Below are 24,190 nucleotides of genomic sequence, written 5' to 3' on the forward strand. Positions count from 1 at the left end.
CGATAAAAGACTAAGCTAAAGCAACACGCTTGAATTCTTTTACAGTTAATCCTTTCTGCGTTTTCTCTAATAACTGAGCGATTGTGATCGAGTTATCTTTCACGAACTCCTGAGAAAGCAGGGTGTTTTCTTTGTAGAATTTCTCCAGACGACCTTGAGCGATACGATCCAGGATAGCCTCAGGCTTACCTTCCGCACGAGCTTGCTCACGACCGATTTCGAGTTCTTTCTCTGCTAAAGCAGGATCTACTTCGTCTTTGCTTACAGCTACGGGTTTCATAGCCGCAATTTGCATAGCGATGTCTTTACCTACTTCCTGAACGTCAGCACCTTGTACGTTGTTGAACGCTAACAATACACCTAACTTACCGTTAGAGTGGATGTAGCTAACTACTTGCTCAGCGTTAATGTTTTCGTAAGTAGCGATGATGATTTTCTCACCAATTTTACCAACCAGTTCAGTGATGGTTTCCTGAATGGTACGGCCATCCGCTAAAGGTAAAGCTGATAATTCTTCGATTGAAGCAGGGTTTTTCTCAACTGCCGTGTCGATGATCGCGTTCGCCAGGTTACGGAAGTCTTCAACTTTAGAAACGGGCTCCGTTTCGCAAGCTAAAGCAATCAGTTTACCATTAGAACCGTCTTCGCTTAATTTAACCAGGATCAGACCTTCTGAAGTAGCGTTGTCGGCACGTTTAGCAGCCACTTTCTGGCCTGCTTTGCGTAACACTTCGATTGCTTTTTCGAAATCGCCATCAGCTTCAGACAAAGCCTTTTTACAATCCATCATACCCGCACCAGTCATTTGGCGGAGTTTATTCACGTCAGCAGCGGTAATTGCAGCCATTGTAGTGAGTTTGTTTATTTATCGTGAAGTTGGGGGTAATCCCCCAAATAAGAAAATTAAGCTTTTGTTAAGAAGTCTTTGAGCGTTTGAGGTTTGAAGCTTAGAAGTTTGGAAATGTATTTTATTACCATTCAAACGTTAGCGAATCGACTCGAACTATTTCATCAAACCTGCTCAAATTTTTCTAAACGGAATAGCCCAAAGCAAAGCTCCGGGCTATTCACAATAGGATCAAAGATCTAATAAAAGATTAGGCTTCATCCTCTGTAGTTGCCGCAGGAGCTTCAGCTACTTCAGCTCCAGAGTCAACTGCCCGTTTAGCTTCTTCTTCTTCCTGAACGCGAGCATCGTCTTTATCTTGCTTACGCTCCATCAGACCTTCTTCGATAGCCTTACCAATAGCCAGAGTGATCAGGCTGATTGATTTGTAGGCATCGTCGTTAGCAGGAATAGGGAAGTCAACTAACTCGGGGTTAGAGTTAGTATCGCACATAGCGAATACCGGAATACCTAAACGTTGAGCTTCAGCAACGGCAATATGCTCACGCTTTACGTCGATTACGAACAGAGCCGCAGGCAGACGAGTCAGATCAGCAATACCACCTAATACACGCTCCAATTTATCTTTTTCGCGAGTAAGGACCAGTTTTTCTTTTTTGTTCAGGTTCGCAGACGTAGTCTCATCCTTAAGCATTTTCTCAAGTTGAGTCATTTTCTTCAGCGACTTGCGAATCGTCGCGAAGTTAGTCAGCATACCACCTAACCAACGATCGGTTACGTAAGGCATTTTCAGGCGACGTGCTTCTTCTGAAACGATCTCCTGAGCCTGCTTTTTCGTAGCTACGAACATGATTTTGCGGCCTGAACGAACGATTGATTTGATGGCGGTAGACGCTTCATCAAGAAGGGTTACCGTTTTGTTCAAATCGATAATATGGATGCCGTTTTTCTCCATGAAGATGTAAGGAGCCATCTTCGGATCCCACTTACGAGTCAAGTGACCAAAGTGTACGCCGGCATCGAGGAGTTCTTTATATGATACTTGTGCCATTTTGTTGTTAAGTCAAAAAGGATGATGAAAAGTGCTTGATTCTGCGTCGGACACTACAAGCATGAATCAGAGGCGAGTAATTATTGTTAGTTTTTAGTTGATGGTTGTTCGTTCGAAAAACTAAGAACCAACAACTAAGAACCACATTATTAACGCTTGCTGAATTGGAAACGACGACGTGCCTTGCGACGACCTGGTTTCTTACGTTCAACCATACGGTCATCACGAGTAAGGAAGCCAACTTTCTTCAGCGGCGTGTGGTGCTCAGGGTTCAGTTTGTCTAACGCACGGGAAATACCCATACGCAGAGCTTCTGCCTGACCAGCGATTCCACCACCATCAAGGTTTGCTTTGATATCGTAAGCACCTACCGTGTTAGTAGTAGTGAAAGGCTGATTTACAATGATTTGAAGAACTTCAGAAGGGAAGTACTCCTTGAAATCGCGGCCATTAACCGTGATCGCTCCGTTGCCTGGCGTTAAATAAACGCGAGCTACGGCAGTTTTCCGGCGACCGAGAGTATTAATTACTTCTGCCATTTTTGGTATTCGTTAACCGTTAATCGTAACCTAGTTTCTGGAAGTGTTAGTAGATCTTCACTAAAACCCCACGAACCATTCACGAACAACGAATGATTACAATTCGATTTTCTTCGGTTGTTGTGATTCGTGTGGATGGTTAGGTCCAGCGTACACGTGCAGGTTCGTAAAAAGACGACGACCCAGACGAGTTTTAGGTAACATACCTTTTACGGCATATTCGATTACCCGAGCAGGGATCTTTTCCAGAACTTCACGAGGCGTCGCAAAACGTTGTCCACCAGGGTGACCGGTGTGACGAACGTACTGCTTGTCGGTCAGTTTGTTACCCGTTAAACGGATTTTGTCTGCGTTGATTACGATAACATTGTCACCACAATCGACGTGAGGAGTGTAGTTCGTTTTGTGCTTACCCCGCAGGATAGCGGCGATCTGGCTGGTCAGACGACCTAAGATCGCGTTTTCAGCGTCAACAACGACCCACTCCTTAGTTACGGTCGCTGCGTTTGCCGAGATAGTTTTGTAGCTTAACTGATCCACGATTAATTGTCTTTGATTGTTTCCTCTTGATTTTCAGATACTTTTGGGCATCATAGCTGAAAAAGGGAGTGCAAATATAGCTGGTTTATTCCTGTATATCAAAGGTTTATTTGAAAAAACAGAAAAAATCCATTCATAATTTCGCTCTGAAAAAATCAACCTATCCAAGTTTTTCTCTTCCTCGCCTCATTTCCTGTCTTTTACCTCTCTTTCTCTCCTTCTTAGGATCATCCCATCTGGTTGTATGGGCTTTCCTAAATATCTTTGTCCAACCCAATTTTCCTGACAAGTACTTCTTGATACATGATTGAAGAACCCATTTCTATTGTCAAAGCAACTAAAAACGACCAAGCCCTCTTTTCCATCCTGATTCCTTCCTGGAATAATCTGCCTTACCTCCGCTTATGCGTAGAAAGTATTCGTAAGAACTCTCACTTTCCGCACCAGATTATTGTTCACGTTAACGAAGGAACCGATGGAACGCTGGACTGGATTCGCCAACAAACGGATATTGATTACTCGGTTAGCTCTGAGAACATTGGCGTTTGTTATGCCCTGAATATCTCGGCTTCCCTGGCAACGACGAATTACATCCTCTTCATTAATGATGATATGTACGTTTGCCCCGACTGGGATAAGGCCTTATACGATACCATTCAGGAAATCGGCCACAATCGCTTCTTTATTTCAGCTACCACCATTGAGGCCACTGCCGAAACCACCTGTTCTATTCTTCAGGACTTTGGCAAGGATATTCATACCTTCAACGAAGAAAAATTACTCAAGGAGTTTGCCACATTACCCATTGGCGACTGGCAGGGTTCAACCTGGCCACCCAATATTGTACACAAAGAAATCTGGGATTTAGTGGGTGGGTATAGCGTAGAGTTTTCGCCCGGCATGTATTCAGATCCCGATTTTTCGATGAAACTCTGGCAGGTCGGTATCCGGTTATTTAAAGGCGTTTCAGCCAGTCGGGTTTATCATTTCGGCTCCATCTCAGTAAACCGGATCAAGAAAAACGATGGTTATTATGTCTTCGTTAATAAATGGAAAATAACATCAGGGACCATGTCGAAGTATTACCTCCGCCGGGGGCAACCTTTCGACGGACCGCTACGAGAGCCGGAGTTACCCTTAGCCGCTAAAGCGAAAACGCTCTACCGACGCTTCTTGAGCGTTTTTCATTGATTAATTAAATGGAAGAAGCCCGGAATAATTCCGGGCTTCTTCGTGCTTTATTACTCCTGCATTTTCTCTTTCAGGAATCGGGCGGTATGGTTCTCGTCACCGATTTCAATCATTTCTTCCGGCGTTCCCGTAAACGTGATTAAGCCCCCGGCTTCTCCCCCATCCGGGCCAATATCAATGATGTAATCAGCACATTTGATTACTTCGGTATTATGTTCAATGATAATCACTGAATCGCCCTGATTTACCAAAGCGTTGATGGATTTCAATAACTTCCGAATATCGTGGAAGTGTAAGCCCGTGGTAGGTTCATCAAAAATGAATAAGGTCTTCCCTACGTTTGGATTTCCTTTTCCGAGGAAACTGGCCAGCTTCACCCGTTGGGCCTCCCCTCCTGAAAGCGAACTGGAAGACTGGCCGAGGGTTACATATCCCAGCCCTACTTCCTGCAAAGGCACCAGTTTTTCGTAAATTTTCGGATTGCCCTGGAAGAAAACGACCGCTTCGTCTACCGTCATGTCCAGAATTTCCGAAACATCTTTATCCTGATACTTTACTTCCAGAATTTCGTGTTTGAAACGCTTGCCGTGGCAGGATTCACAGGTCAGGTAAATATCCGCCATGAACTGCATTTCTATCTTTACCTGCCCTTCCCCCTGACAGGTTTCGCAACGACCGCCGTCAACGTTGAAAGAAAAATGACTAGGTTTATACGTCCGGGCTTTGGCTAAAGGCTGATCACTCATGAGCTGACGGATGTGATCATACGCTTTCACATAAGTAACTGGATTCGAACGGCTTGATTTACCAATTGGATTTTGGTCGACCATTTCTACCGCCGCCAGTCCTTTCAAATCTCCTACCAGTTCGGAGTACTTGCCCGATTCATCTGAATACGTCCCCAGCATTTTACCCAAAGCCGGATACAGAATTTTTCGAATTAATGTTGATTTACCCGAACCACTCACACCCGTGACAACCGTCAGATTACCCAAAGGGAAACGGGCATTAATCTCCCGTAAGTTATTCTCACGAGCCCCTTTCAGTTCGATCCAACCCGTGGGGCGACGACGAAATTTGGGAATGGGAATCTGGTCCTGTCCCGTCAGGAAAGCCAGCGTATGGGAATGCAGCTCACCTTCAACAGAGGCTTCCCCGCGTAAATCTTCAATGGTATTCCAGTCGCCGTGGAAGACTACTTGGCCTCCACCCGTTCCGGCATCCGGGCCAATGTCAATGATTTCATCGGCGGCCTTCATTACCTCCTCTTCGTGCTCTACAACGATTACGGTATTCCCTAAATCACGCAGGGATTTAAGCACCGAAATGAGTCGCTGGGTATCGCGGGGGTGAAGCCCAATACTGGGTTCATCCAGAATATACATCGAACCAACCAGGGCACTTCCCAGGGAAGTCGCCAATTTAATTCGCTGAAACTCACCACCTGACAGAGAGTTAGTTAATCGGTTCAGTGTTAAATACCCTAAACCAACCCGCTCCATGTAATCCAGGCGGTTCTGAATTTCGGTCAGAATCCGGCGGGCTACTTTTTCCTGATAATCAGGTAACTCTAAGTTTCGAAAAAACTCAGCAATTTCTGAAATCGGACGTAATACCAGATCTACAATCGATTTATCCGCAATTTTCACAAAACTGGCATCCTTCCGTAAACGAGAACCGCGACACTCTGGACAAGCCGTACGACCTCGGTAGCGGCTCAACAATACCCGATACTGAATCTTATAGGATTCTCCTTCGAGCATTTTAAAGAAGTCATCCAGACCACCGAAGAATTTATTACCCTTCCAGAGCAAGTCTTTTTCTTCGGGACTTAGTTCTTTATAGGCCCGGTGAATAGGGAAGTCAAAACGAATGCCGTTGCGTAACAAAGGCGTTAACCACTCGCCCATTTTCTCCGTCCGCCAGGGAGCAATGGCTCCTTCAAAAACGGAAAGATTCCGATCCGGGAAAACCAAATCCGGGTCAATCCCCAGGATCGTTCCGAAACCTTCGCAACGCTTGCAGGCTCCGTAGGGGTTATTGAAGCTAAACAGGTTAACGCTGGGTTCTTCAAAGACAATGCCGTCCAGCTCAAACCGATCCGAAAACTCGCGGCGTTCGCCTCCCAGAATCTGGACGAAACAAACCCCTTCGCCTTCAAAAAAAGCCGTTTGCACCGAATCTCCCAAGCGGAACTGCGTTTCTTCATCCTCTTTCTTCACCGCCAGACGGTCAATCAGAATATGAAGCGGCTGCTGATCTATCCGACTCGCTAGTTCGGTATCCGTTAAAACGTCTTCGATCTGAATCGTTTCGTCATTTGCTACAATCCGGGTGAAGCCTTTCTGAAGTAATACGTTCAGCTCTTCCACCAGACTTCGGCCCCCTTTACGTAAAAAAGGTGTGGTAATCAAAACCCGGGTCGATTCTTCCTGCGAAAGAATGAAATCAACAACATCGGTAACGGTATCTTTCCGCACTTCCTGACCGGAAATGGGCGAATACGTCTTCCCGATGCGGGCAAATAATAACTTGAGGTAATCGTAAATTTCAGTAGTAGTACCGACCGTCGAACGTGGGTTTTTGGTGCTTACCTTTTGCTCGATGGCAATGGCGGGCGAAACGCCTTTAATCCAGTCTACTTCCGGCTTTTCCATCCGGCCCAGAAACTGACGGGCGTAACTACTTAAACTTTCCACGTACATCCGCTGTCCTTCAGCAAACAGGGTATCAAAAGCCAGCGAAGATTTGCCACTGCCTGATAAACCCGTGATAACCACCAGCTTATTACGGGGAATCGAAACGTCTATATTTTTAAGGTTATTAACACGAGCTCCTTTAATAAGAATATACTGCTTAGGGTCTAAAGATTCGACCGATGGGCGTCCTAGCGTTTCGATTGGATTCATTCTACAAAGATAATTCTCTCCGGGCTGGGAAGAAAAGATGGTTTTAATGTTTTCTAATCCGAGGTATTAAACCGTTAACGTCGATAAAAAAGACCCGTTCCATCGCGGGAATAAGGTCGATATACAAGAATTTGTGGCAAAGACCGTTACTTTTGAAAACGTAAGAAGGGAATTCGGTTGGTGCTAGAGTAATAACCACTATTTTCGCCATCGAGTTCTTTACTATACAACTTCTTTTAAGTTGTCCATGAACACTACATCCATGATTCGATCCGTACTGGCTGCTTTATTATTTGTGGTTGCCGCTACCCCCTTTGCTTCCGCTCAATACGATACCATTCCACGTCCCACCGACCGTCCGGTTATTATCCAGCAACAACCGCTCGATGAGAGTTATCAACGTCAGCAGGAGCTTCCCTGGAATGCTCGTCCATTTAAGGATAAACTTCGCTATGGTTTAAATATTACTACCCCTTCCCTGAGCTTTTTCGGAGGTAATAGCTATTTCAGTTTTGATATTTCTCCAATGGCTGGCATTCGGGTAACGCCCAGTACTACCGCTGGTATAGGTGCTACTTACAGTTATTTTAGTCAGCCCGTTTTTACTAATCAGGGAAGTGTTCGTTTGAAAGCCAGTTTGTTAGGGGGTCGATTATTTGTTCAGCAACACCTCAATTTCTTACAAAACACAATTCCGGGTCTGTTTTTATGGGGCGAAGCTGAACAATTTCAGATCCTCTCTTATAAGCTAGCCGGAGTTAAACAGGGCCGAGGGCAGTATAATACCGGTTTCTTAGTCGGGGGTGGTTACGGAGTTCCTGCTGGTGAGCCCGGTTTCCAGATCACTCTGCTTTATCAAGTCAATTACGATGATATTAATGTATATTCTTCCAGCGGAAGCCCGCTGGTCATTCGTTTTGGATACTGGTTTAAATAAATTTTGCTGTAATTGTTCAGTAGTGAAGAGACTTCCGGCGGCCAGCGGGAAGTCTCTTTTCTGTAGATAGACCCCTAAACACTGAGATGAGTCCAGGAATATCCGCTAACTTTAGCGTTTAATATTTAATGATTTTCGCCTTCGTACTGTCATATGCTTACGACTGAATCCTCATCACACTACGACCATCTGGAACAAATGACGGTCCGCCAGTTACTGGAGGGAATTAACAATGAAGATAAAACGGTTCCGCTCGCCGTTGAAAAAGCTTTACCTCAAATTGAAGCCCTGGTTACTGAAATTGTGGCCCGTATGAAACAAGGCGGTCGCCTGTTTTACATCGGTGCCGGCACGAGCGGTCGCCTCGGCATTCTGGATGCTTCGGAGTGCCCTCCTACCTACGGCGTTCCTTTCGGATTAGTAGTAGGCCTCATTGCCGGAGGTGACACGGCCATCCGCAAAGCCGTTGAAAACGCCGAAGACGACGCCGAACAGGCCTGGAAGGATTTACTGGAATATGATATTAACGAGCTGGATTCCCTCGTCGGTATCGCGGCTTCGGGCACCACGCCTTACGTAATTGGTGGGGTGAAAACGGCCCGCGAAAAAGGCATCCTAACGGGTTGCATCGTGTGTAACGCGGGAAGCCCCGTAGCGGCTGCCGTTGAATATCCGGTGGAATTGATAGTAGGGCCCGAGTTCGTTACGGGCAGTACTCGCATGAAATCCGGTACGGCTCAGAAACTGGCTCTGAATATGATTTCAACCAGCACCATGATTCAACTGGGCCGCGTGAAGGGTAACCGAATGGTGGATATGCAGCTATCCAACTATAAACTGGTGAACCGGGCCATTCAGATGGTAATAGATGAACTGCATACAACCCGGGAAATAGCGGAAGATTTACTGGCCCGTCACGGCAGCGTTAGAAAAGCAGTAGAAGCCGGACAACAATAAGTAAGCATTTCGGGTTATTTCAGTCGATTCTTTTGCATTTATTAACAGAACGTCGGTATAATTTTATTTACTTTTGCGTTCTAACGATTAAATACAACGAGCAAATTTTTTAATTTTTATACGCTTACTATGAAAAAAACGCTTTTTCCCATGGTAGGTCTGCTTGCCGCCCTATTCATTGGCACGGAGGCTTCCGCACAAAGTAAAAACGATCCGCCCGCTGAGATTCAGGCTTTATTGCAAAAAAACATTTGCCTTACCTGCCACAAAGTTAACGAACGTTTAGTAGGTCCTGCCTATACGGACGTGGCCAAGAAGAAATACAAACCCGAGCAAATTGTAGCTCTGATTTATAAGCCTGAGCCTTCGCATTGGCCCGGTTACCCTCCAATGGCACCGATGACCCAGGTTCCTAAAGATGAGGCTATGAAAATCGCGAAGTGGATTGTTTCTTTAAATGGTACTGCCAAGAAGAAATAAGTAACCGATTACTCATTCCAGAAGCCCCGATCCTGATTAAGGTCGGGGCTTTTTCGTGGATATGCTCATCATTGCGTATTTTTGCCTGATTTTCAGTAAAATGATGATCCCATAACAAACTGAATAAACTGTAAACTTCAATAAATGAGTCTCTTAGCAATCGGTACGGTGGCCTTTGATGCCCTGGAATCTCCCTTCGGAAAAACGGATAAAATTATCGGTGGTGCCTGTACTTATATTTCATTATCCGCTTCTTACTTCACCAAACCTATCAATGTGGTGGCGGTAGTGGGTGATGACTTTCCTCAGGAATACATCGAGTTACTCCAGAATCAGGGCGTTGATACCGAAGGCTTACAGATCAAAGCCGGTGAAAAATCGTTCTTCTGGTCGGGTAAGTACCATAACGACATGAACACCCGTGATACGCTGGTCACTGAACTGAACGTACTGGCTGATTTTGATCCGATTATCCCCGAATCGTACCAGAATTGCGAATACCTGATGTTGGGTAACCTGACGCCTCAGGTGCAGATGACGGTACTGGACCGTCTGAAAAATCGTCCGAAACTGGTGGTGATGGACACCATGAATTTCTGGATGGAAATTGCGATGGACGATCTCAAAGAAGTAATGAAAAAAGTGGATGTCCTAAGCATCAACGACGAAGAAGCCCGGTTGCTTTCGGGGGAATATAGCTTACGTAAAGCCGCTCGCAAGATTATGGAGATGGGTCCTAAAACCCTGATTATCAAAAAAGGCGAACACGGTGCTTTATTATTCCAGGGAGAAGAGGTATTCTTCGCTCCTGCCCTGCCGCTGGAAGAAGTATTCGATCCTACCGGAGCGGGTGATACCTTCGCAGGTGGCTTCATCGGTTACCTGGCGGCAACGGATGATATTAGTTTCGAGAATATGAAACGTGCCATTATTTACGGTTCGGCCATGGCTTCGTTCTGCGTAGAAAAATTTGGTACCGAACGTTTATTAGGTCTTTCCAAAGAAGAAGTAGACGCTCGCATTCAACAATTCGTTAAGCTCTCTGGCTTCACGGTAGCTTAGTTAGTTTTGAGTGAGAGAATGATACTCAATATTGAATGAGCGAATGATAGAATGAGTGAATAGGTGTGCTAACCTGTTCACTCATTTTTTTATGGATAGTCTATAATCCCTTATGGTGCGTATGGCCCGCTGCCAGCTTTTTCGCTGGCAGCAGTTGTTTAAACTTACTATGTGCTACCAGCGAAAAAGCTGGCAGCCGCCTGGTAAATCACTACTAGTGCGAAAAGCTTATTAGTAGTCATAAACTGCGTTGTTTAGTAAAGAATTGGCAGGAAATCAATCCATAAAAAATGAGTGAATAGTAAGTCTTACACCTATTCACTCATTCTATCATTCGCTCATTCAAAATTAAACAGCCGTGTTTCGAATGGGCAATCCGTTTTCGGCTAGAATTTGACCTTGTAGGTAAGCTACTTTTCCGTTCAGGATAACAGCTTCAATTCCTGCTGAATCTCGATTAGGATATTCTACGGTAGCCCGGCCCTGAATGGTCTTAGGGTCGAAAATGGTGACATCGGCCATAGCTCCTTCCTTGATTTCTCCCCGATTTCGAACCGCCGGATGAATCAGATCGGCAGGCATTTGTGTGATCTTGGGTAGTATTTTTTCCAAAGGTAAACCAATTGACTGGGCGTGCTGAATAGCCGTAGCAAAGCACCCCGCTCCCCGAGGATGTGAGTTGGCCGCTTCCATCGAGGCCATGCCTCCGTCTGAGCCAATCATACAGAAATCCGTTTGTAGAGCCAGATCAATGGTACTTTCGAAAGGCATCGCTCCTTCGGGAACCGCCACCAGATACCCCGGATGTTTGCGGTAATACTGAAAGGATTCTGGAGTAATGCGTTGGTTCGTCCCTACTAACTGTAAGTCATTATAATCCAGGCCATACCGCTGCTGCCAGCCCTCATCAAATCGCTTAGAATGCAGATAGGTTGCCCAGTAGGTATAAGGATAGACGCAAGTCGTGATGGCAAGACCTGACTGCCGGGCTTTGTCGATCAGATCCAGAGCTTCGGGCATGTGGAACGTTCCGCCGGTGGAATGAAGATGGTCAATGTGCAGGTGAACACCCGTCTCCTGAGCCAGCCGAATGGCTTCTTTCACCCCCACTAACTCATTTTCCTTATTAGAGTAACGTAAGTGCAGAAACATGGGCCGCTCGTACCGCTTAGCCAGCTTAGCGTATGCTTTCACTTCCCAATAAGGCGTGGGCTGATATTCCAGGCTGTGTGATACACTCAAGGCTCCCTCCGCCAGCATTTTCTCTATGTGTTTCAGGCGGTGGGGCAGATCTTCGGCCAATCGAATACCCATGACGTAAATACCAACGCCATAATTCGTGTAATGCGGCTTCGGATCAAAGAAGCGATGGTACTCCCCGGGATTTTCCCGACCACCGTGCAATTGCAGAGTCGTCGTAACGCCGTCGGTTAGTTTAAATCGCTCGAAAACGTGGTAATCGTTAGTCAAATTTTTCGGGCCATCGGCTAGTATATCGATAAATCCCGGACTAACAATTTTACCTTCCGCATTAATAACCTGAGTTCCCGATAATTCCAGCGGACTCAGATGAAGCGTTCCCTTTTCGGTCACGCCTACATTGAGTTTCTGCAAGCTCCCCTCCGTAAAGACCGAGCCTTTTTGAATAACAATTGGAAACGTTTGATTCTGACTCGGCGAGTGTATAACGCGGGTTCGGTTAAAAGCCCAGCCTGTGCACATAGCGACCGAAGCCAACGAAAGTTGGCTAATAGCTTTACGGCGATTCATAGATAGATTCAACAATGGAGAAATTCAATAACAAAAGTAAAAACAAGATGCTATTTCAGTGCACCATTGCCTCATTATCAGTCACAAAATTCCAGCGAAGGTGCCTTTCCTTTTCTTCAAAAATTTACAATCCCAAAATCAGGTTCGGAAAAGCCGTCTCCTTTCACGAATTTTGTACTTTCTATTCTCAACAAACCGTTTATCAGTCCGTTTAGTACTGAAACGGAAATTTATAATCGATTATGATTCTGCCGATCGTCGCTTACGGTGACCCCGTTTTACGGAAAGAAGCCGCCGACATTCCTAAAGATACCGATCTCGACCTCAAGCAATTGGTCGATAACATGTTTGAAACCATGTACAAAGCCTCCGGCGTTGGACTGGCCGCCCCCCAGGTGGGTCTGAGTCTGCGTTTGTTTGTCGTGGATGGTACCCCTATTATTGACGGTGAAGAGGAAGACAGCGAGGATTTTGACCCTAGTCTGGTTGGTTTCAAGAAGGCGTTTATTAACCCCGAAATCCTGGAAGAAGACGGCGAAGAATGGGCTTACGAGGAAGGTTGCCTTTCCATTCCCGGCATTCGTTCGGAGGTGAATCGTCCCGAACGCGTAAAAATTCAGTATTACGATCTGGACTGGAATCAGCACGTGGAAGAATATGACGGTATTGCGGCTCGCATTATTCAGCACGAATATGATCACATCGAAGGGATTCTTTTCACGGATTACATGCCTCCGCTGAAACGTACTTTATTGAAAAAGAAGCTTTCCAACATTACTAAAGGTGATGTGCGGGTAGATTATAAAATGAAATTCCCTAAGCTATAATGGGTTTCAGCAAAACAATGGGCAGTAGAATCATTCGGTATTTAATGGTGATTTTACTGCCTGTTTCTTTTGTTACTCAGGCTCAGCTTCCCAATTCCTCCGCTGATGAATTAGCTCCGGTTTTTTCTCCCAGTGGAGATACCTTATACTTCGTTCGGGATTACCACGATCAGCGAAAACAGGATAGCTGGTTTAGTATTCGCTCACCGCAGGGTTACTGGCAAGATCCGCAGGTTTTTCCCCTGAATACGAACGCCGATGACGTTATCGTCGCTCAAAGGGGCTCACAACTTTATTTGGCCAATCAATACTTCCGAAAGAAAGTCCGACCGGGTTTATCAGTTACTACGCGTCAGGGAAATACCTGGGCATCTCCAGAATCCGTAACCATTCCGGCTTTAAATAGCTCTTCCGGGCATATTGGCTTTCACCTGGTTCATGATTCGCTATTACTCCTGGCCATGCCCGATTCCCGGCGGCTGGATGATGATTTATTCTTTACCCGAAAAAATACGTTTGGTGAATGGAGGGAGCCCACCGCTTTAGGCAAAAAAATCAATTCATCGAGCCACGATTTCGCTCCATTCTGGCTGGATCCTTACTTATATTTTTCGAGTGACCGTTCTGGTAATGCAGACGTATATCGAAGCAAACGTTTGGATAATTCCTGGGAAAACTGGTCAGAACCCGAACCATTGACGAGTATTAATACGGCGGGCTTTGAAGCCTATTTCTCCGTTCACCCTAAAGATTCAACGGTTTACTACGTGCAGGCTTCCGTCGATTCCGTGCACAGTGACTTGATGGTTACTTCTCTTGGTAAGCTTTTCAGAAAAACGAACTCCATTGATTCCATCACTTCCACGGCCCCACTTACCACCACTAATCAACCCGTTATTTTAAGAAGAAGTACCCTTTTTTTTGATTACCGCTCCTTTGACTTATCGACAGAATCGCAGGAAGTGTTGCAACGTTTACTTCAGCACATGAGTCAGGAAAAACCTTCGCGAATTCGTATAATAGGTTATGCTGATGCGGTGGGAGAATCCGAGCCGAACTTATTACTCTCTCAAAAGAGAGCGGCCAGGGTCAAGTTATTTTTAATGCAGGAAGGGAAAGTTAATGTCCCGATTGAGCTGGAATCGTTAGGCAGCTCACAAGCTCAGGTTAACCCCAATCGTCCCGAAGCAGATCGGCAGAAAGATCGACGAGTGGAAATCTTGTTGATTGAATAATGCGGTAAACTTGCGGATAGGTATATAGGAAAGCAGCTTAATTGTTGCCAATAAAAAAGCTGGCCGAGCCACGTTGGCAAAGGCAGGGCTTCAAATTGATTTTACCTATAAAGTTGACTTACCTTATCCAACCAACTTTATAGGTAACAAGCCCAAACCCGTTTAAAAAGGATTGAGATAAAAGCCAAGACCAACCCAGTTATTAATACGTTGTTCGTAAGCACTGAAAGGTAATGGACCGTGAAAGGCCTGTATAGCAATGCTCAAGGGGCCCCGTTCGGCTTCTCCCAGCTCAATACCAAATGCAGCCGTTATCCCCGGATGAAAATTCGTTTGTTCAATCATGCGGGCATCCAATCCCGCCCACCAGCGAGATTTTTGACGGTTGGGCTGTTTCCAGACCAAACCCAATTGCGTATACAACCGCTTCCGCTCCGAGGAGGGACGTAAGCTCATTCCTGCACCCCCGTAAAGTCGAACGGATTGAATATTTCTGGAATACAAAGCATCTATTTGCTCATAGTTCACCGCATTTGGTGTAAAGTAAATCAACTGATTTCGAATCAGGTAATCATCGCCAAGGTGCGAAGACAGGTGAAAAATCCGAAAACGCCAGCTGGATTGGTCTCGTCTGAGGTTATACATCAATCCAACGCGGTAATCGACGTTATACATGTAGCGACGAAAACGATCTTCCTTACTGTCGTGAAACATCTCGAACTGCGTGTTTGCTACCACATCCAAAGCCAGCTCGGAAGCGTGCCCTTCGTCTTTACTCCAGCGGAAAAAACTTTTCTGAATTCCAATGGAAAAGGGAGCAAAAAGTCCTTTTTTGCTAACGCCATCTTCCGTCCGTCGGATGAGAAACGCACTGGTTTTAGCCTCCAATGGGTCCAGCAAGATCGGATCAAACAAACGACCTTTAGGAAGAAATTCAGTTTTGGTTTGAGCAAACGCTCCAGTGATCAACAGGAAGAAAGCCCCAGTCAGGGTAAAGATCGAACGCATAGAGAAAGTTAAAAAACCGGAGCTTAGTTACCTAAACTCCGGCTAAAACCATTACTTAGATAACTCAGCGAAATGTTTGAAGAACAAAGGAATCGTCTCAATACCTTTGTAGAAATTAAACAGTCCGTAATGTTCGTTGGGCGAGTGAATCGAGTCAGAATCCAGACCGAAGCCCATTAATACGGTTTTTAATCCCAACTCTTTTTCGAATAAAGCCACGATGGGGATACTTCCACCACCCCGCGTCGGAACGGGCTTCTTACCAAAGCTTTCCGCCAAAGCCGCTTCAGCAGCCTTATAAGCGGCAGATTCCAGCGGAGTCAGGTAAGGCTGGCCGCCGTGGTGAGGCGTTACTTTTACCTTTACCGATTTAGGAGCAATGCTCAGAAAATGCTTGCTGAACAGTTCCGTAATTTTGTTCCAGTCCTGATTAGGCACCAGACGCATGGAGATTTTAGCGTAAGCTTTCGAGGGTAATACCGTTTTGGCTCCTTCGCCAATGTAACCACCCCAGATACCGTTACAGTCCAGCGTAGGACGGATACTGGCCCGCTCGCGGGTGGTATAACCTGCTTCGCCCTGTACGTCTTCAATCGCTAAATCTGATTTGTATTCTTCCAGTTCGAAGGGAGCTGCTTCCAGCATCGCCCGCTCTTCCGCCGAAAGTTCAATGACGTCATCGTAAAAATTCGGAATTGTGATGTGTCCGTTTTCATCGTGCAAACTAGCAATCATTTTTGCCAAAGCATTGATGGGGTTCGCTACCGCACCACCGTAAACCCCCGAGTGAAGATCACGATTGGGGCCAGTTACCTCTACTTCTACATAACTCAGGCCGCGTAAACCCGTATCAATGGAGGGTACATCATTGGCAATCATCGCCGTATCTGAAATCAGAATGACATCCGCTTTCAGCTTTTCGCGATTCTCGGCTACAAATGTCCCGAGGTTGTCAGAACCTACTTCTTCTTCCCCTTCAATCATGAACTTTACGTTGCAGGGCAGCGAATCGGTAGCCATCATGGCTTCAAACGCCTTCACGTGCATGAAGAACTGGCCTTTATCATCGGCTGAACCACGAGCGTAGATTTTTTCGTCCTTAATCACAGGTTCAAACGGAGGCGAAGTCCAGAGTTCGTAAGGATCCGCAGGCTGAACATCATAGTGACCATAAACCAATACCGTTGGCTTGCTGGCATCCACTATCTTTTCGCCATATACAATCGGATGGCCTTTGGTTTCGTGAATTTCAGCTACATCCGCACCAGCTTTTTCCAGACTTTCACGGACAAATTCTGCGGCTTTCCGCACATCGCCTTTAAATTTCGAATCAGCACTTACCGAAGGAATACGTAATAAATCAAGGAGTTCGTCGAGGAAGCGGCCTTTATTAGCCTCTAAATAATCTTGCATAGAAATATCATTATCAGGATTTCTCGTACAAAAGTAAAGGAAAGCACGGATGCAAAAGAAAAAACCCGAACGGAAGTCCGGGTTTTCTTTAGTTATGAATCAAAAACGTATTATCTGCTGCGACGACGACCAATGGGAACTCGGGATTCTTCGCCGCGAAGTAAACGTCCAATATTTTTCTGGTGTGTATAGACAATCAATCCAAAAAGAATAAATCCGAAGATTGTCAGTAAGTTACTTTCTGGGCCGAAAAGCTTGAAAACCATAATCAGCGGAAAAGCCAGCGAGGCAACAATTGAACTCAGCGAAATGTAACGCGACGAAAGCATCACTAATAAGAAAACAGCGATACAAACGCCCGCCGCTTCCGGGTGAATACTTAAGACCATCCCCAGTAAGGTTGCTACGCCTTTTCCACCTTTAAAATTGGCAAAAACCGGAAACAGGTGCCCAATAACTGCGATAATTCCAAACGCCAGCTTCATGCCTACACGTTCGTCCAGCGTAATCTCATTCAGGTAAAAAAGAATCAGAGCCAAGTTGGCTGCTAACCAGCCTTTCAACACATCAATCAACAGAACAATGGTTCCGGCCTTTTTTCCTAATGTACGAAACGTATTAGTTGCACCGGCGTTACCACTTCCGTGTTGTCGAACATCGATACCAAAAAATTGCCTGTCCATACCAAACGGACGTGGGAACAGAACCTAACAGGTAGGCCAAAAGACCTGCTAATAATACGCTTAATGTCATTTCAGATGATTAATAACCCAAATTGAATGGAAAAATTGTAAGACAATTTTCTACTGGCGTGAAAAACAAAGATACTGGCTATTGCCTCTCTAGATACTTCTCTTCTTGTAATAATTAAAAAATTAAGAAGTTTTTAAGAGTTCACCCAGAGGCTCATGATAGAAGGTAAAGTAAACAATGGGGTTAATTGTTTAAAAGCGGGGCTATTCATTACTTATTATATATACACATACGATATTTTGATACCCCTGGTTTTCAGGGGTATCAAAATATTTTTATACTGATTTTTAAATTGACTTTTTTTAGAACTAGTAAATATTTATTTACCAAGCATAAACCTGAATAGATCTAGGTTTTCAAAACAGAATCGGAAAGACAGGAGCGAATACTTCGCCAGAGAATGCCAAAAAAACTTTCTCCCGGAACCCGTTTATATTCTATTTTCCCAGTCCGCACTTCTTTTTTCGGCATGGGGTTACTATCGTAAGTAAGAATTTTGTTAGCTGCAAAGGTGAACAGATCACGAATACGGAACCGTTTCTTTTCCTCGTCCTTTTTTAGAATGTTGATTTTCAGATCCTGATAAAGTATGACGCCACTACCCCAGCTCTGCACATTATTACCAGAGAATTTGAAATTCAAATTGTTAACCCGTCCCGATTCGATTTCCATTAAGGCCAGTGGCTTAAACGTAGCATTCAGGGTTACTAAATTCGTTGGCCCTAACTCGGCCTGGCAGGTATATTCACCATTATTGGCCGCCATGTTAAACGTAAAATGCGTGTTTAGAGCATTGGCTCCCATGAACATCGTTTGAAAATGAGCTTTTGCCGTGGGCGATTTCAGTAATGTCAGTGAGTCATTGGTTAGGTTGGTGATTACACCCTGAATGTTACGGAAATTAATTCCTCCAATTTGCTCGGTTTTAGGGTTTAACTCATCGTAGTAAAGATCAATTTTCCGGGTTATGACCGAATCAATGGTTAATTCAAACGGAATTTTCTGAAATTGTTCGTGGGGAAAAGGTTTCCGGGGTCCTGACATTTTGCTATTCCGATTTCGCACTTCAAACGCATCCACTCTTCCTCCTTCGAGTTCCACTTTCTTAATGCGGACCTTCTGTTTTTGTTCCAGTTGCGAGAGGTCCATCCCCGTCACGTGCAAATGCGATAAAACTGCTTTGGTATAACTACCACCGCCCGAGCGTTTAACGTATTCCTGACGTGGGTAAGCTGGAATTGTCCCGAGGTTCTCTATACTTAAGGTTCGCGTCTGGGTTGATACGTTGAGTTTGCCAACCTGAAGATTCGATAACTGGTCCTTGCTAGGCATAGTCAAAGAATCGAGCTGTACTTCTATATTTTTCGCATAAAAAACCCGGCTTGAGTCCCGGTAACTCTCCGGGTTTACCAGCATCTGCTGAACTTCAATGGAAAGCTGCTGGATTGAATTCGTGATTGGTTTTTCACTGGCCTGATTATCGTGCGTAATCTTCGCTTCTATTAGTCTGATCTTACCAATCTCTACCTCCTTAAACTGCTTTTGCAGCAGTTCATGTAAGGTCTTTTTCTCTTCACTTTTCTTCGGTCCCGAAGAGGGGTACTGCCGGATAGTCAGACGAGGCTGATTAATGGCTATTTCGTAAATAAAGAGCTTTTTATGCAGAAGGTACGTAAATAACTCCGCTCCCTGCAGACTAACCTCAGGGATGGTGGCATTCAGCGTTAGATCCGTTATGTCTTTGGAAGCAATCAGTTGCCTCCGCCGAGCCGAATCGGCCTGAATGCTTAACCCCCGAATACTTCCCCGTCCCGAAAAAGGATTATAGGTTATATCTTCAAACGTAAGCTGATACAATTGATCGGAATTCTCATATACGCTCTTGCTTAGTTTGTCGCCTACCATAGGCTTAAGAAAATAAACACCTACGACCCAAAGCGATATGACTACCAGTAAACAAAAGAATAAAACTCCGAAAATTACTTTAGCAATCAGAGGGAAGCGTGAGGCAGGTGTGTTCATAAGGCGTGTGAGGACTATAGTTACAATAAATGGTCAACCCATTTCAAGGATCGAATAACCCTTCTGGATTTTCTAGTGAAAAGCTCATTCCACTCACGGCTCTTTTAGGTAGGCAACTAGCTTTTTCTAATCATTTTCTAATCACAATCAGGGGTATAACGTCCGCAAATAGGGTCGGCAAACCCCACGATTATGAATGATACTCAAGGGGATAATTCTTTTGATTACTTCAGTATGTGTTCAAACATGAAACAGCTATGGATTCTACTAACAATAAGGAAAGCAATTGGTCAAAAATGAAGCAATGGTGGAGGATTGGCTCCCTGTTTAGATGGGCAATTATACTATTAGTCGTACTAATGACCGTTGCCATTGGTGGCAGTCTGATTTTTATAAAAGACAAGAAAAGCACGATGTATCCCGGTACCGTCGCTTCTGATACGATTACTGGAGATACCCTCTTCGAACCCATAAAAACGATTCACTTACCAGCCCGACCGGAAGATCGTCCCGAATCGTCGCAAAGTCAATAAATTATAAATCCCGGCCTTCGCAGGTCGGGATTTGTAATTTATTGCTACTCTACCCCATGTAACCGCTGCTAGCGAAAATGCTGGCAGCACTTGGTTAACTACTAAGTAAACTTATTATCAACAGCGTAGCTATTGCTGCCAGCGAAAAAGCTGGCAACGGTGGTAGAGGAGGTTTCTGACTTGTGGCAGTATTCTTAAACTACTAACCATCAACTAATAACTAAACTAACAACTAAAGAAAATCAATGCGATTCCCGGAGTTTCCAGGTACCGGACTTACCCACCAGAAAATCCATATCAGCTCCCTGATGAGATTGCTGAACGTGGTTCAGATATAAATTGGTATAGCCCCGATCATAACCTAACTCCAGCGGTTTCCAGTTGGCTTTACGAGCGGCTAACTCTTCGTCTGATACATGCAGGTGAAGACTGCGGTTTGGAACGTCCAGGGTAATTAAATCGCCATTTTCTACCAGAGCCAGGGTACCCCCAATGGCGGCCTCGGGTGAAACGTGTAAGACCACCGTTCCAAAGCCCGTTCCACTCATCCGACCATCCGAAATACGAACCATGTCATGCACGCCTTTCTCCAGAATCTTCTTGGGTAATACCATGTTTCCTACTTCAGGCATGCCGGGGTAACCTTTGGGTCCTACGTATTTCAAGACCATCACGCAGGTTTCATCAATATCCAGATCAGGATCATCGACGCGGGCTTTGTAGTCGTCAATATCTTCAAAAACCACCGCCCGCCCAGTGTGCGTCATCAAATGCGGACTGGCTGCAGAGGGTTTCAACACCGCTCCATTTACTGCCAGATTCCCCTTCAATACTGCCAAACCGGTGCTGGGTTTGAAAGGCTCGTCCACCGAAGCAATAATCTCCCGGTCATGGGCATTGGAAAGGACAATATTTTCACCCAGGACTTGCCCCGTTGCGGTTAATGCATCCAGGTTGAGGAAGTTGGATAACTCTTTCATCACCGCTGGAAGTCCGCCCGCGTAATATAAATCCTCGAAGAAGTGTTCTCCTGAAGGCTGAATATTAGCAATGAACGGGATGTTTTCTGACAGGCGATCAAAATCTTCCAGGTCCAGCTCCACTCCCATTCGGCCCGCAATGGCCATGAGGTGAATTACAAAATTGGTTGAACCCCCAATGGCAGCATTTACCATAATCGCGTTTTCGAAGGCTTTGTGAGTCAGGATTTTGGACATGGTCAAATCTTCCCGAACCATCTCCACAATGCGGCGACCCGTCATGTGAGCCATCGTTTTCCGACGTGAATCGGCTGCCGGAATCGAAGCATTGTCGGGTAAGGTTAAGCCCAAAGATTCTACCATTGAAGCCATTGTTGACGCCGTACCCATGACGGCACAGTGCCCCGCACTTCGAGCCATGCATCCTTCAGCTACAATGAATTCTTCCTGCGACAGCTCACCCATTTTATAGGCCTCGGCAAAACGCCATACGTCGGAAGTACCAATCTTCCGGCCTTTGAAGTGCCCTGCCAACATCGGTCCACCGGAGATCACAATACTGGGTAAGTCTACACTGGCGGCTCCCATTACTAACGAAGGCGTTGTTTTATCACAACCGCACATCAGCACAACGCCGTCAATGGGATTACCCCGAATGGATTCCTCCACATCCATACTCGCCAGATTGCGATACAACATGGCGGTAGGCTTCATTAGTGTTTCGCCCAGCGACATAACCGGAAATTCTACCGGAAACCCACCCGCTTCCCAAACGCCGCGTTTCACACATTCGGCCAATTCCCGAAAGTGAGCGTTACAAGGCGTTAACTCAGACCAGGTATTACAAATGCCAATGACTGGTTTGCCCGTGAATTCATGGTGTGGGAACCCCTGGTTTTTCATCCAGGCCCGGTAAATGAATCCATCTTTTCCGGTCTTGCCAAACCAGTCCTGCGAGCGATATCTTCTTTTCTCCTCCATCAGAGTTTTTATGTTTCTCGTTTAGTGTTTAGAGTAGTAATACTATAATTTTTGCAAGAAAGCGTATTCAAACGAAAACACAGAGCCTACACCGGGATTTTAGTGTGACTCTGTGCTTATTATTAACTCAAAACCCAAAACAATCTAACTCAAAACCCTAGTAATTCACATTCACCACCAGTTTTTCGATTAATAAAATCAGGATGTGAATGACTTTGATGTGAATTTCCTGGATGCGGTCGGCGTAACCAAAATGAGGAACGCAGATTTCTACATCGGCTTGGCCCGCTAGTTTACCTCCATCCTTTCCAGTCAGGATAACTACTTTCATTCCTTTGGCACGGGCTGCCTCTACGGCCTTAATCACATTACCAGAATTACCTGACGTACTGATTCCCAGTAATACATCGCCTTCAAAGCCCATGCCTTCCACAAAACGACTGAACACGTATTCGTATCCATAATCATTAGAGACACAGGATAAATGGCTCACGTCCGAAATGGCAATGGCGGGTAGAGAACGGCGTTCGTTACGGTAACGGCCCGTTAATTCCTCGGCAAAGTGCATCGCGTCACAGTGGGACCCCCCGTTTCCACAGGAGATAATCTTCTTATTATTCTGAATGGCTTCGGACATTAATTGTGCCGCCGCTTCAATAGCTTTTACGTGTTTTTCGTCTGATAAAAAGCGGTCCAATACCTGCTGGGCTTCCGTTAATTCCTGACGAATAATAGATTCTAACATTTTCGGTTTTCAGTTTGCAGTCTTCAGTGGGCAGTTTTGCGAACCTTGCGGCTCAACCACCTTAAGCTGAAGCCCGGTAATATAAGGTTGAACAGTTTTCGGGACGAAGTATATTGCGGGCAGCGGCCTGGATCAACTCAGACGTTACCGACTGAATACGTTCGGCTTCCAGATTAGCCCATTCGGCATTACCCGCGTTAGCGGCAAAGGCCAGGTTCATGGCTCGGTTCAGTAGCTCCACTTCCGAAAAAGCGAGCGTGGCTTCGGCCTGATTTTTCACTTTCAGCACTTCCGACTCCAGCGGACCTTTTCCCAGTAATTCATCAATAATTTCCTGCACGGCGGCCTCGCCTTCTTCAATGCTTACTCCTTTGTTCAGATTACCCTGAACAATAAATAAACCTGGTTCGAGGTTTCCAGTTGGATAAGCGTTAATGGAGTTAAACAGAGCTTTTTCTTTGACCAGTTTCCGGTATAGTCGGGAAGATTTACCACGACCCAGAATATCCGCCATTAAATCGGCTGGATAATAACCTGCTTCGTAACGTCCGGGCATGTGATAGGCTTTATACAAAGCATCCAGCGGAACTTTGGCCGATACTTCCAGAAAACGGGCTTCGGTTTGCAAAGGCTCTTGCGGCAGGTTCCGTTGGTAAGGCTCACCCGCCGGAATGGGTTCAAACCACTTTTTGCTCAGTTCCTTAATCTGCTCCACTGTTACGTTTCCCGCTACCACCAGCAAGGCATTATTGGGCACGTAATACCGGAAAAAGAAATCCCGAACATCTTCCAGCGTTGCCTCTTCGATGTGTTTGATTTCCTTCCCTATCGTAGCCCAGCTATACGCATGGGTGTGATACGCCAGCGGTCGTAATTTTAGCCATACGTCGCCGTAGGGCTGGTTCAGGTACCTTTGCTTGAACTCTTCGATCACTACATTTCGCTGTACTTCCAGCACTTGCGGATCAAAGGAAAGCGACAGCATTCGGTCTGATTCCAGCCAGAAAGCCGTTTCCAGATTTGAAGACGGAAGGGTGATGTAATAATTCGTAATATCTGCCGAAGTGAAGGCGTTGTTTTCTCCGCCTACGCGTTGCAGTGGGGTGTCGTAATCGGGAATATGTTGAGACCCGCCAAACATCAAATGTTCAAACAAGTGAGCAAAGCCAGTTTTCTCAGGGTTTTCGTCTCGGGATCCTACGTTATATAAGATGTTAACGGCTGCCATGGGAGTCGTGGCATCTTCATGCACGTATACCCGAAGGCCGTTATCCAATGTAAAGGTTTGATAGTGAATCATAGTCAGGATACGGATCTACTTTTTCAGAGCCAACGGCCAAATCATCCGTTTCATTCCGGCAAATCTACGGCACTGCTTGAAAAGCTTCCTATCTTTAAGGCTTCAATATT

At 45.5% G+C, this 24,190-nt stretch carries 21 protein-coding genes; 8 read left to right on the forward strand and 13 right to left on the reverse strand.

Features of this window, described 5'->3' with window-relative positions; all coding sequences use genetic code 11:
- Positions 1 to 10 precede the first annotated feature (10 nt).
- The 4 genes from tsf to rplM form a co-directional block, all read right to left on the reverse strand.
- Positions 11 to 847 carry a translation elongation factor Ts gene (gene tsf / locus QE390_RS02290; protein ID WP_106635278.1) on the reverse strand — a complete coding sequence of 279 codons (837 nt, stop codon included), beginning with the start codon at positions 845 to 847 and terminating at the stop codon, positions 11 to 13.
- Positions 848 to 1,097: 250 nt separating this feature from the next.
- Positions 1,098 to 1,898: a 30S ribosomal protein S2 gene (rpsB, locus tag QE390_RS02295; RefSeq protein WP_106635277.1), complete on the reverse strand. Its 801-nt coding sequence runs from the start codon at positions 1,896 to 1,898 to the stop codon at positions 1,098 to 1,100.
- 149 nt (positions 1,899 to 2,047) lie between these two features.
- Positions 2,048 to 2,437 (reverse strand): 30S ribosomal protein S9, encoded by a 390-nt coding sequence (gene rpsI, locus QE390_RS02300; protein WP_106635276.1) that lies wholly within the window; start codon positions 2,435 to 2,437, stop codon positions 2,048 to 2,050.
- Positions 2,438 to 2,533: 96 nt separating this feature from the next.
- Positions 2,534 to 2,977 carry a 50S ribosomal protein L13 gene (gene rplM, locus QE390_RS02305; RefSeq protein ID WP_106635275.1) on the reverse strand — a complete coding sequence of 148 codons (444 nt, stop codon included), beginning with the start codon at positions 2,975 to 2,977 and terminating at the stop codon, positions 2,534 to 2,536.
- A gap of 303 nt (positions 2,978 to 3,280) precedes the next feature.
- On the opposite strand from rplM, the gene QE390_RS02310 reads away from it, so the two are divergent.
- Complete coding sequence (locus QE390_RS02310; protein WP_106635274.1) at positions 3,281 to 4,168, forward strand: glycosyltransferase family 2 protein; 888 nt, start codon at positions 3,281 to 3,283, stop codon at positions 4,166 to 4,168.
- Positions 4,169 to 4,218: 50 nt separating this feature from the next.
- Here the strand turns inward: QE390_RS02310 and uvrA are convergent, their stop codons facing one another.
- Positions 4,219 to 7,077 (reverse strand): excinuclease ABC subunit UvrA, encoded by a 2,859-nt coding sequence (gene uvrA / locus QE390_RS02315; protein WP_106635273.1) that lies wholly within the window; start codon positions 7,075 to 7,077, stop codon positions 4,219 to 4,221.
- Positions 7,078 to 7,339: 262 nt separating this feature from the next.
- Here uvrA and QE390_RS02320 point away from each other — a divergent pair, with 262 nt between their 5' ends.
- The 4 genes from QE390_RS02320 (at position 7,340) to QE390_RS02335 (ending at position 10,513) form a co-directional block, all read left to right on the forward strand.
- Positions 7,340 to 8,014, forward strand: a complete 675-nt coding sequence (locus QE390_RS02320; protein ID WP_307140934.1) for a hypothetical protein — start codon at positions 7,340 to 7,342, stop codon at positions 8,012 to 8,014.
- Between the two features lie 153 nt (positions 8,015 to 8,167).
- The gene (gene murQ / locus QE390_RS02325; RefSeq protein ID WP_106635271.1) at positions 8,168 to 8,971 is read left to right on the forward strand and encodes an N-acetylmuramic acid 6-phosphate etherase; all 804 of its coding nucleotides are present in this window, start codon (positions 8,168 to 8,170) and stop codon (positions 8,969 to 8,971) included.
- Between the two features lie 129 nt (positions 8,972 to 9,100).
- Positions 9,101 to 9,451, forward strand: a complete 351-nt coding sequence (locus QE390_RS02330; RefSeq protein WP_106635270.1) for a c-type cytochrome — start codon at positions 9,101 to 9,103, stop codon at positions 9,449 to 9,451.
- A gap of 144 nt (positions 9,452 to 9,595) precedes the next feature.
- Complete coding sequence (locus QE390_RS02335; RefSeq protein ID WP_307140935.1) at positions 9,596 to 10,513, forward strand: PfkB family carbohydrate kinase; 918 nt, start codon at positions 9,596 to 9,598, stop codon at positions 10,511 to 10,513.
- Between the two features lie 348 nt (positions 10,514 to 10,861).
- On the opposite strand, the gene QE390_RS02340 is transcribed toward QE390_RS02335, so the two are convergent.
- The gene (locus QE390_RS02340; protein WP_307140936.1) at positions 10,862 to 12,283 is read right to left on the reverse strand and encodes an amidohydrolase family protein; all 1,422 of its coding nucleotides are present in this window, start codon (positions 12,281 to 12,283) and stop codon (positions 10,862 to 10,864) included.
- 242 nt (positions 12,284 to 12,525) lie between these two features.
- Here QE390_RS02340 and def point away from each other — a divergent pair, with 242 nt between their 5' ends.
- Positions 12,526 to 13,110 (forward strand): peptide deformylase, encoded by a 585-nt coding sequence (def, locus tag QE390_RS02345; protein WP_106635265.1) that lies wholly within the window; start codon positions 12,526 to 12,528, stop codon positions 13,108 to 13,110.
- Between the two features lie 17 nt (positions 13,111 to 13,127).
- Entirely contained in the window at positions 13,128 to 14,345 is a 1,218-nt protein-coding gene (locus tag QE390_RS02350; RefSeq protein ID WP_307140937.1) for an OmpA family protein, read from the forward strand.
- 162 nt (positions 14,346 to 14,507) lie between these two features.
- Here the strand turns inward: QE390_RS02350 and QE390_RS02355 are convergent, their stop codons facing one another.
- The 4 genes from QE390_RS02355 to QE390_RS02370 form a co-directional block, all read right to left on the reverse strand.
- A complete protein-coding gene (locus QE390_RS02355; RefSeq protein WP_307140938.1) occupies positions 14,508 to 15,353 on the reverse strand; it encodes a DUF1207 domain-containing protein in 846 nt (281 codons plus the stop codon).
- Between the two features lie 51 nt (positions 15,354 to 15,404).
- Complete coding sequence (locus QE390_RS02360; RefSeq protein WP_106635262.1) at positions 15,405 to 16,766, reverse strand: dipeptidase; 1,362 nt, start codon at positions 16,764 to 16,766, stop codon at positions 15,405 to 15,407.
- A 110-nt stretch (positions 16,767 to 16,876) separates the two neighbouring features.
- Positions 16,877 to 17,449, reverse strand: a complete 573-nt coding sequence (plsY, locus tag QE390_RS02365) for a glycerol-3-phosphate 1-O-acyltransferase PlsY (protein WP_307140939.1) — start codon at positions 17,447 to 17,449, stop codon at positions 16,877 to 16,879.
- 418 nt (positions 17,450 to 17,867) lie between these two features.
- The gene (locus tag QE390_RS02370; RefSeq protein ID WP_307140940.1) at positions 17,868 to 19,541 is read right to left on the reverse strand and encodes a hypothetical protein; all 1,674 of its coding nucleotides are present in this window, start codon (positions 19,539 to 19,541) and stop codon (positions 17,868 to 17,870) included.
- 257 nt (positions 19,542 to 19,798) lie between these two features.
- Between QE390_RS02370 and QE390_RS02375 the strand changes: the two genes are divergently transcribed.
- Positions 19,799 to 20,074, forward strand: coding sequence for a hypothetical protein (locus QE390_RS02375; RefSeq protein ID WP_307140941.1), 276 nt, complete (start codon positions 19,799 to 19,801; stop codon positions 20,072 to 20,074).
- A gap of 242 nt (positions 20,075 to 20,316) precedes the next feature.
- Here the strand turns inward: QE390_RS02375 and QE390_RS02380 are convergent, their stop codons facing one another.
- The 3 genes from QE390_RS02380 to QE390_RS02390 all read right to left on the reverse strand — a co-directional run bounded on the left by QE390_RS02380 (position 20,317) and on the right by QE390_RS02390 (position 24,080).
- The gene (locus QE390_RS02380) at positions 20,317 to 22,035 is read right to left on the reverse strand and encodes an IlvD/Edd family dehydratase (protein ID WP_307140942.1); all 1,719 of its coding nucleotides are present in this window, start codon (positions 22,033 to 22,035) and stop codon (positions 20,317 to 20,319) included.
- Positions 22,036 to 22,192: 157 nt separating this feature from the next.
- On the reverse strand, positions 22,193 to 22,780 hold the full coding sequence (lpcA, locus tag QE390_RS02385; protein ID WP_106635257.1) for a D-sedoheptulose 7-phosphate isomerase: 588 nt from the start codon (positions 22,778 to 22,780) through the stop codon (positions 22,193 to 22,195).
- A gap of 61 nt (positions 22,781 to 22,841) precedes the next feature.
- On the reverse strand, positions 22,842 to 24,080 hold the full coding sequence (locus tag QE390_RS02390) for a pitrilysin family protein (protein ID WP_106635256.1): 1,239 nt from the start codon (positions 24,078 to 24,080) through the stop codon (positions 22,842 to 22,844).
- Between the last annotated feature and the right edge of the window lie 110 nt (positions 24,081 to 24,190).

The organism is Siphonobacter sp. SORGH_AS_1065 (assembly GCF_030818595.1).
Taxonomy (GTDB): domain Bacteria; phylum Bacteroidota; class Bacteroidia; order Cytophagales; family Spirosomataceae; genus Siphonobacter.